At 44.3% G+C, this 8,069-nt stretch carries 9 protein-coding genes; all 9 read right to left on the bottom strand.

What is annotated here, in order from left to right; all coding sequences use genetic code 11:
- Window positions 1–585: 585 nt before the first annotated feature.
- Window positions 586–1,020 carry a hypothetical protein gene (locus tag OCT63_RS19870; RefSeq protein WP_269984434.1) on the bottom strand — a complete coding sequence of 145 codons (435 nt, stop codon included), beginning with the start codon at window positions 1,018–1,020 and terminating at the stop codon, window positions 586–588.
- A 381-nt stretch (window positions 1,021–1,401) separates the two neighbouring features.
- Window positions 1,402–1,644 (bottom strand): hypothetical protein, encoded by a 243-nt coding sequence (locus OCT63_RS19865; protein ID WP_269984433.1) that lies wholly within the window; start codon window positions 1,642–1,644, stop codon window positions 1,402–1,404.
- A gap of 172 nt (window positions 1,645–1,816) precedes the next feature.
- Window positions 1,817–2,068, bottom strand: coding sequence for a hypothetical protein (locus tag OCT63_RS19860; RefSeq protein WP_269984432.1), 252 nt, complete (start codon window positions 2,066–2,068; stop codon window positions 1,817–1,819).
- Between the two features lie 168 nt (window positions 2,069–2,236).
- Window positions 2,237–3,397 carry a DGQHR domain-containing protein gene (locus OCT63_RS19855; protein ID WP_269984431.1) on the bottom strand — a complete coding sequence of 387 codons (1,161 nt, stop codon included), beginning with the start codon at window positions 3,395–3,397 and terminating at the stop codon, window positions 2,237–2,239.
- A 589-nt stretch (window positions 3,398–3,986) separates the two neighbouring features.
- Window positions 3,987–4,544 (bottom strand): hypothetical protein, encoded by a 558-nt coding sequence (locus tag OCT63_RS19850; RefSeq protein WP_269984430.1) that lies wholly within the window; start codon window positions 4,542–4,544, stop codon window positions 3,987–3,989.
- A gap of 11 nt (window positions 4,545–4,555) precedes the next feature.
- On the bottom strand, window positions 4,556–5,329 hold the full coding sequence (locus tag OCT63_RS19845; RefSeq protein ID WP_269984429.1) for a hypothetical protein: 774 nt from the start codon (window positions 5,327–5,329) through the stop codon (window positions 4,556–4,558).
- Between the two features lie 602 nt (window positions 5,330–5,931).
- Window positions 5,932–6,378: a hypothetical protein gene (locus OCT63_RS19840; protein WP_269984428.1), complete on the bottom strand. Its 447-nt coding sequence runs from the start codon at window positions 6,376–6,378 to the stop codon at window positions 5,932–5,934.
- A 607-nt stretch (window positions 6,379–6,985) separates the two neighbouring features.
- Window positions 6,986–7,633 (bottom strand): hypothetical protein, encoded by a 648-nt coding sequence (locus OCT63_RS19835; RefSeq protein WP_269984427.1) that lies wholly within the window; start codon window positions 7,631–7,633, stop codon window positions 6,986–6,988.
- Window positions 7,634–7,643: 10 nt separating this feature from the next.
- A complete protein-coding gene (locus OCT63_RS19830; protein ID WP_269984426.1) occupies window positions 7,644–8,015 on the bottom strand; it encodes a hypothetical protein in 372 nt (123 codons plus the stop codon).
- Window positions 8,016–8,069: the final 54 nt, after the last annotated feature.

Genomic DNA, 8,069 nt, shown 5'->3' with positions numbered 1-8,069 from the left:
CAAGATAAAAGAGTTCATTTCATAATTAAAAGCATTACATCGCTTGTAACAAATGGAATTTAACTACTGGGCTAAGGCTTACACAATGAACGTTATGGTGGATGTGGTTTAACTCAGCAAAACAGGAAAGAGAACCTAGACTTTCGAATAAAATATTAGAACTAGCCTAATTACTTTGTCGCAGAGTGGTATTCAGTGGACGCAGAGTGGTATTCAGTCGACCGTAGCGGTAAATGAATATTGAATGATCGCGAAATTCTTAAGATCTATGGAATGTAACAACTAATGAAAACCAAAGTAGACCAAAGTAGACCAAAGTAAACCAAACTTGCGACCTATCTTCGTAAGGTAGGATGTTAGAAATTTTCGTCAGACCCTTCTTTAAGATTTAAAAATTTTTAATACTTTTAAACTTAAAAATTTAAAATGGGCTTCGCCTGAATTTATAGACCAAAAAGTGTGATGTCAAGCAGAACATTTTATTTTTGGGCGGGGGATGACGGGATGGCTGGGGCCGAGCGGTCGGGGGTGTCCCCCAGGATGCGGCAAAAGGTAGGGTGAGAGCTGGTGGCTCTCCCCTATCCTTTAGATGATTGTCAGCTCGGTGTTCAAGTTGAGCTTAGACTGATTGACCGATAGTTTGATTGTGCGTCCCAAGATGCGCCAAACGTACTTTGCGACTCTGCATGTCTTATATTCTTTCTCGCTTTCAAGTTCTGGCTTAGAGGTCTCTGTGGTGATTAGAGAAGCTATTTGAATTGCTTTCTCTAATACGTTTCCCGTGTGGCGCTCCCATGTCAGTTTGTTTAGCTCTGCTTTAAGCACATCACCTAAAGGTGTTGTGCCTAGAGTGCCAAGGATGTATTTGGTACCCAATTCGTCATAAGCAACTTTGTCTAGTTGCTTAGTTACTTCAACACTGAAAAAACGCCCTTTGATTAAGCCCATGTTATTCTCGCCAATTGAGCCAATTAGTTTGTTGTTTACAATGTAGTAGTTGTTAATAGTTACTGAATTCATATGTGCCCCCAAGCATCCAATTTGTTGAAAAACACCGCGCTTCCCAACTGTTTTAATTATAGCAAAATTACCGTAAATTACCATAAATTAGCATCAAATAAATAAAACAAATTTTCTTGACTTTGGCCGGGACAAAGGAGGCACAATAGGGCTCGAAAGAGGGATAGCTTTTTTAGGCGTAGCCGTAAAAAAAAGCGTTGAAACGCTTTTAGAAGGGCGAAGCCCAACATTCTTTATTCGTGTTCTCTCCATATTTCATGACAACGATCTTTTGGGTTGGCGTGAAATATGGTGAGAATAAAGACAGCCTTGAGCGAAAGGGTAAAGCATGGGAGGGTGGGCCACGGTATGCTTAGGGAATCCCCTGATAATGGAGTGCGATCAGCTAGCTACCGCTACAGCAGCTAGCAATAAAAAGACATAGGTCAGTGATCTAATTAGAATGCTGTGCCTTTTATGTATAGTTAGCAGCTTATCAATAAGCCCGAAAGCTTCTAGTAATGCGACCACTAAAACGAGCACCGTAAACATATCAGCTAAAGACTCAAAGCCTAGCCTTTCAAAAGTGAATGAGAGTAATTCAGCAACAGCTAAAACTCTCAATAAAACAACTGTAAAGTTCATACCCTCCTCCATTATCAAATATTTTATTTCTCATCGACTGCTAGTATATGGTAACTTAATGCGCGTAGATTGTGATGTTGTTTTTTAATGCAATTCAACATATACAGCTAGATATTTAACTTGATAATCTTCGGACAAAGGACACACAATAGGGCTCGACAGAGGGTCGCTTTTAGCTTTTCCAAGGCGTAGCCGTCTCGGGGGAAAGCGTTGAAATTCTTTTTGCGAAGGCGAAGCCGCCCTTCCTTTTGGCCACCAGCGACTTTGCATTTTCGGTGACAACACGCTTTACCGTTGGCGCTGAAAATGCGTTGGTGGACAAACAGCCTTGAGCGAAACAGATTCTTTTACTCAATATGGATTCTGCATGAGCGTGACAAGCGGCTTTTATGCTTGGCGCGTGGAATGCTCCATATTGACTCATTCAAGCGAGGCACGAGCAATAAAGACCTCTCGACGAGGGACGAGTCATAGAGGTCCCGTAGGTAATCGTGGGCGGGGTGGGCCTCGGCGTGCGTAGGAGATGGAATCTCCTGATAAGGGAGAGCAAATCGTGAAAACCCCCGACATGGGGGTATTCACCAGGAGCAGGTTAAGCCGCTTTCGCAAGCCCCTCCTCGCTGACTTCTTGGGGGAAGTACTGATTTTCGAGCTGCTGGCGCTCTTCGTTCAATTCGATACCCAGGGTTTTAAGAAGTAAGTTTGCAGCTAAGTTAACGCCAGCTTTGTTTACAATCATGTTGCCAGTGATTTGGTCGATGATGCGCCCAGAAAAATCCGACTCGTCTTTGTCACGGCTATAGTTTAAATCATCAAGCTTAGACCACTGAACCGTATCCAAACCACCTGTAGCTTCCATCGCTTCCTTGCCTGCGATCGCTAGAGCTTTCAACATAGCGACATGAGTCCAAATGTTCTTAGAGCGAATCATTTCTGGCGATTCATCATTGAACTCTAGACCACCCCACCCCATTTCTCGGCTCACTGTAATCCAGAAATCATTAGCTAAATCACGCTGTGTTTCTGGAATCTCTTTCACTGAGCTCTTAAGGCCGAGCAGCACTTGGTTTACGTCTTTTAGTGCTTTGAGTGGGAAATACTTATCGCTATTCTTGGCAATGGTATTGCGCTCAAAGTCTACCAGTCCCTTGAACGGTAGGCAGTTCTCAGCTAGGTAACGAGCAAGCTGCGGAAGTGGGTCACGTGAGTTGTATGCGTCTGTGATCGAAGCCATCGGCTTAGACAGGTTGGCGTTCACATCAGTGAAACCAAGCTGGCGCTCTTTCAATGTAAGATCAGTAAATAGCATCATTGGAATATCAACCTTAGCCAAATCAAATCCCATCTTTTCAAGTTCCTCGAGAAATAACTCTAAGCCAAGAGATATCCCCGACATGCGATGCTGACCATCGAAAAGTTTGACGGTGTTACACATCGAGATGTGCAAGTATCCTACCTTGGCACCTTTAGCCATTGGTTCAAATTCTGGCTTCATCCCTCTTTTGGCACATACCACACCCAGAACTGTAGGGATAATGTAGAAACGTTTGTGGTTTTCCATCAGGTAGTTACAGAAGTCTCGTGCACGCTTCATGTTGACTTCTCGCTGTGAGCGTTTAAGAACACTGCCCTTGTTGTCGATACGGAGCAGGTTCACCAAAACTTCAGCAGGGAAGTTGATTGAGTAGAATGGTTTGTATTGCTGCCCTTGCGCTGCAGGTAGTCGGTGTGCAAAGTTGCGATCGATTGGCATATTGTAGTCCCCCAAGACTTAATTAACTGATTGATTTCGAAAGATTCCTTAACCTTTCGAACTATAGTTATTATAGGCGATTCCCAGAATAATTACCATAAATTAGCATCAATTAAAGTTAATTATATTTCTTGCATTTCACCGGACAGAGTACACACAATAGGGCTCGAAAGAGGGTCGCTCTTAGCTTTCCTAGGCGAAGCCGTTCAAGGGAAGCGTTACAAAGCTCTTAGTTTGGCGAAGCCAATTCCTTCTGGCCACCAGCACCTCTGCCTTTCTAGTGCCAATGCGCCCCATCGTTGGCAATAGAAATGCGTGTTGGGGGACAGTCAGCCTTGAGCAAACAGATTCTTTCAATCCAATAGAGGTCGCTGCTAAGACCGTGACAAACGTGTTTTTGTTTGGCGCGAGTCTTAGCACTCTATTGGGTCCTTATCACGAGGTACGAGTGATTACCCCTCTTAGCGAGGAACGAGGTTTAGAGGGCAGCATAGGTAAAGCATGGGAGGGTGGGCCTCGGTATGCTTAGGAAATGCAATAGCCTGATAATGGAGAGCATTTTTGCCATGAACGAGCATGGCAAAAATATCTAGCGTGGCAAAAGCAGTGGCAACAAATTTTGAGCGTAGTTATCTATCAGGTACTTCTTCATCATCGCAAAATTCTTATATGGTTCTTGCTCTTGGTCAATCAGGCCATGCTCATCGTCAATATACATTTCTAGAATATGGTCAATTAAGCCACCAGCCATAAATGACTCCAGGCCGTTACGCTCTTTCTCTTCGAGTGAATCGTCAATATACGTTTCAATTGATTCTGCTTTATAGACCCAAGTATCTCGATCTCGGTCTTCTATGATATTGAAATTAACCGTTGAGTTTCCAATTGAGATAGTGGTGACAAAATACTTTTGCCCATTATTGTTGGTGCCTGAGCAAGTCGTTAACCCTTCGATTAGATACGAGTAATCTTCGAGTGATACAAGATGCGGCACCGGGCATTCATCGGACTCGTATCTCATTCTCGCGATATCGATGATCGACTTTTTATTTTTTGCTGACCAATCCGAATTAGATAATCGGCTTTGGGCTTGCTCCAGGTCGTGCTTCAAATCATCAACCTGTTTGAATAGATCTGCGAACTCCATGATGCCCTCCCCTACACTTCAATCATCTGGTCGGCTGAAAACTCATCGTTATATGGCAAACCATTTTCATCCATGTCCCAACGGTCGCCCTCGTCATCCGTCCAACCTGCATTGTGATCAAAAGTAACGCGGTCGGTTTTACATGGAGTCATAAACGTTTTGTCGGTATTCACGCCTACGGTGTAAAGCGTATCGATGTTCAATTCATTGGCATCGCCTGAAGTCATGCAGTGGATAGCATTCACAACCAAACCCGCCTCAACATAGGCATTTTTCTCACTTTGAACAGAGCTAGATTTTGTTACCTGCTTTTGTAGATCTTCCATCCATACAAAGAATGCATTTACAGGGATAGGTAATTCAGCGTAGCGGATGAGAGCTTGCAACTGTGCAAGGTTGGCTTTTTCAAAATGAAACAACAGGGCGAGTGATTCTAATTTGCACCAGTTTGAATATACGTCCTTCTTGTTTAGAGTGTTGAAGAATGGAAAGTCTGCAAGTGTAGTATTGATTACGAGTTTATCTAATTCAGACAATAAACCCATGCGGTGCTTTTGAGTTTCATCCCACTCTGTAAGCAATGAGCTTAATATCTCCGCCTTCAATGGTTCACTGCGGTTAAGTAGTGAAATGTCGGAGCCATGACCGTGATGGAAAAGGTGCAGCTCTAGGTCATTAACAGAAAAGTAAGAATCAAGCTTTGTTTCTTTCTGCTCCCAGAACATTTGTAAGTCCTTGGCAAGAGTTTGAATCGATTCCAATGTGCCGTGTTGTTTAAAGTTCATAGATGCCCCCAAGCATTGGTATGTCGTTGTTTCTTTTATCTATTATAGTAAAACCGCCCATTTATTACCATAAACTAGCATTAATTAAATACAATTAAAGTTGTTGACTTTGGCAAGGACAAAGGAGACACAATAGGGCTCGTAAGAGGGTCGCTCTTAGCTTACTCCAGGCGAAGCCGTCTCGGGAGAAAGCGTTGAAAGGCTCCTGCTTGGCGAAGCCATTCATCTTGGCCACCAGCGTTTCTGCCTTTCCTGTGACAATGCGCTTCATCGTTGGCACTGGAAATGCGGGTTGGTGGTCAAACAGCCTTGAGCTAACAGATTCTTTTGGTCCAATAGAGATTTCTGCTAAGCCCGTGACAAACGTGTTTTTGTTTGGCGCGAGGCTTTGCACTCTATTGAGTTATTAAAGCGCGGAACGTGCGTCTAACCTCTTAGTGAGGTACGAGCTTTAGAGGTTGGGAAGGTAAAGCATGGGAGGGTGGGCCTCGGTATGCTTAGGAAATGCAATGGCCTGATAACTGGAGAGTCTGGGCACTGAGCTGCGCCCATAAAAAAGCCCCAAGGATTGGGGCTGTATGGTCACCTAAGCGATGCAACTGCTAAGCTGCCAGTTTGGATGCCTGAACCTTTTTGAGCTCGTTGTCCACAATCCACCCCATATTATCCATGTGTGCGCTCACCATAGCCGCGCCCAGACCTGTTTTGATGTGTAGCTCAATCACTTCACCATTTTCGTCAATGGCAACCAGTTTCCATTCTGATGACTCTACTACGTGCGTGTCCGTCAGTAGATTTTGAATGGTGTTTGCCACTTCAAGCATGTCGGCATTGTTTTCCTGTAGCCATTTATACAGGTGAGTTTCTGGGTTACCTGCTTCAAAAATAGAGCCACAGTAAACCACCTCTGAGTGGTGCAGCTCTGCGCTAACTTCAAGCTGCACGCAAAAACCTTCAGTAGTCACGACAATCGCGGCTGAAGTAACAGGGTTACCAATAAAGTTGGTAAGAGAAAGAGAAGAAAAAGAAAGATTAGTAATGTGTTTCATACATGCCCCCAAGCAGTTGAAATAGTGTTCAGCCCAATGCCTCCCAACAGATACAAGTATATCAAACCACCAATCAATTACCATAAATTAGCACCAATTAAACACAATTAAAGTTGTTGACTTTGGCCGGGACAAAGGGGACACAATAGGGCTCGAAAGAGGGTCGCTCTTAGCTTTCCTAGGCGAAGCCGTTTCAGGGAAGCGTTACAAAGCTCTTAGCTTGGCGAAGCCAAATCGTTCTGGCCACCAGCACTTCTGCCTTTCCTGTGACAATGCGCTTCACCGTTGGCACTGGAAATGCGGATGGTGGACAAACAGCCTTGAGCAAACAGATTCTTTTATCACAATAGAGGGCTATGCTAAGCCCGTGACAAACGTGTTTTTTGTTTGGCGCGAGGCTTTGCACTCTATTGAGCCTTTAAAGCGCGGAACGTGCGTCTAACCTCTTAGTGAGGTACGAACTGTAGAGGTGGCGAAGGTAAAGCATGGGCGGGTGGGCCTCGGTATGCTTAGGAAATGCAATGGCCTGATAACTGGAGAGTCTGGGCACTGAGCTGCGCCCATAAAAAAGCCCCAGTTGATTGGGGCTTTATCCGCTTCATTCGCTTTACTGGTGCATGGCGCTTACAGCGGCAGACATGTTCACCAAATTGCGAGCACCTATATAGTGCTTTCCATCAAAAGCGTAATCCAACCAATGGGCTTCATGGTCAAGTGTGTCTTCTTTCCCTTGCAGTTGTCTGTGCTCTTTCTCATTAGCAATATAAATACTACGGAGGGTTTTGTTGGCGTAAACGTGCGTGTTGTTGTTCTTTCGCCCTGCGGCTTCTTTGTAATCATCCGTTGCCATATTGGTGACAATTAGCCCGATCAAATCCTTGGCAAGTTCTTCGTCTGTAGTGTGCAACTCAACACCACATGACAACCTATTGAATTGAAGTTTGAAGCTCCATCCCCCTGCGAGCTTTTGCAGGAACTGATCGCCTTCTGCGTTTAATCGCTCAACCGTATCATTTCCCAGGTAATCAAAATTCGTTGCATGTATAAAGCTGCCGTAACGCTCCCAGGTTGGATCAAGCGTCCAGTTCTGCAGGACATGCTTCAGATTATCGACAGGGTTGTCATGCGGCAACCATGGGTAATTGCCCATCAAGTCACGACACTGTGTAAAAAAGATGGTTCCTGCTTCATTGATAAGTGCAGAAACCCACGCCAAGCAAACTTGTTGTTCTTGTTTTAGGTTTGAAAACTTCATGTTCATTTCCTTATTGATATTTGAAAGTAAGACCGGCATTGATCAGATCCGCTTTAATGCGTTTGAGGACTTCACCATCAACTCCAAACGAACAAAATTGGATTAGTGAGTCGAGAGAGTCACGCCATTGAGCGGTGTTCTTCAATCCGTGCAGGTTGTACTTTTCGATGATTGGGCGTAATAGGCGCTCATTGATCTTCTGCTCTTCTTTCTTCTTTGCCATCTTTAGCATTCGGACATAGGTGTCCTTTGGCAGCTCGTCGATTGCTTGAAAGCCCGTGCCGCGATTGGTCATTACCATAACGTGTTTTACGCCACTGAAAATCATGCCGTTGTGTACATTATGTTTATAGATTAAGTCGATATCTTTTTGATTTCTCATACATGCCCCCAAGCACTTTGAATCTGGGTAACCCACTGTTTCCCCAACTATTTA

The organism is Vibrio sp. RW, assembly GCF_027587105.1.
GTDB lineage: Bacteria > Pseudomonadota > Gammaproteobacteria > Enterobacterales > Vibrionaceae > Vibrio > Vibrio toranzoniae.
This window is presented reverse-complemented; position numbering and strand designations above follow the sequence as displayed.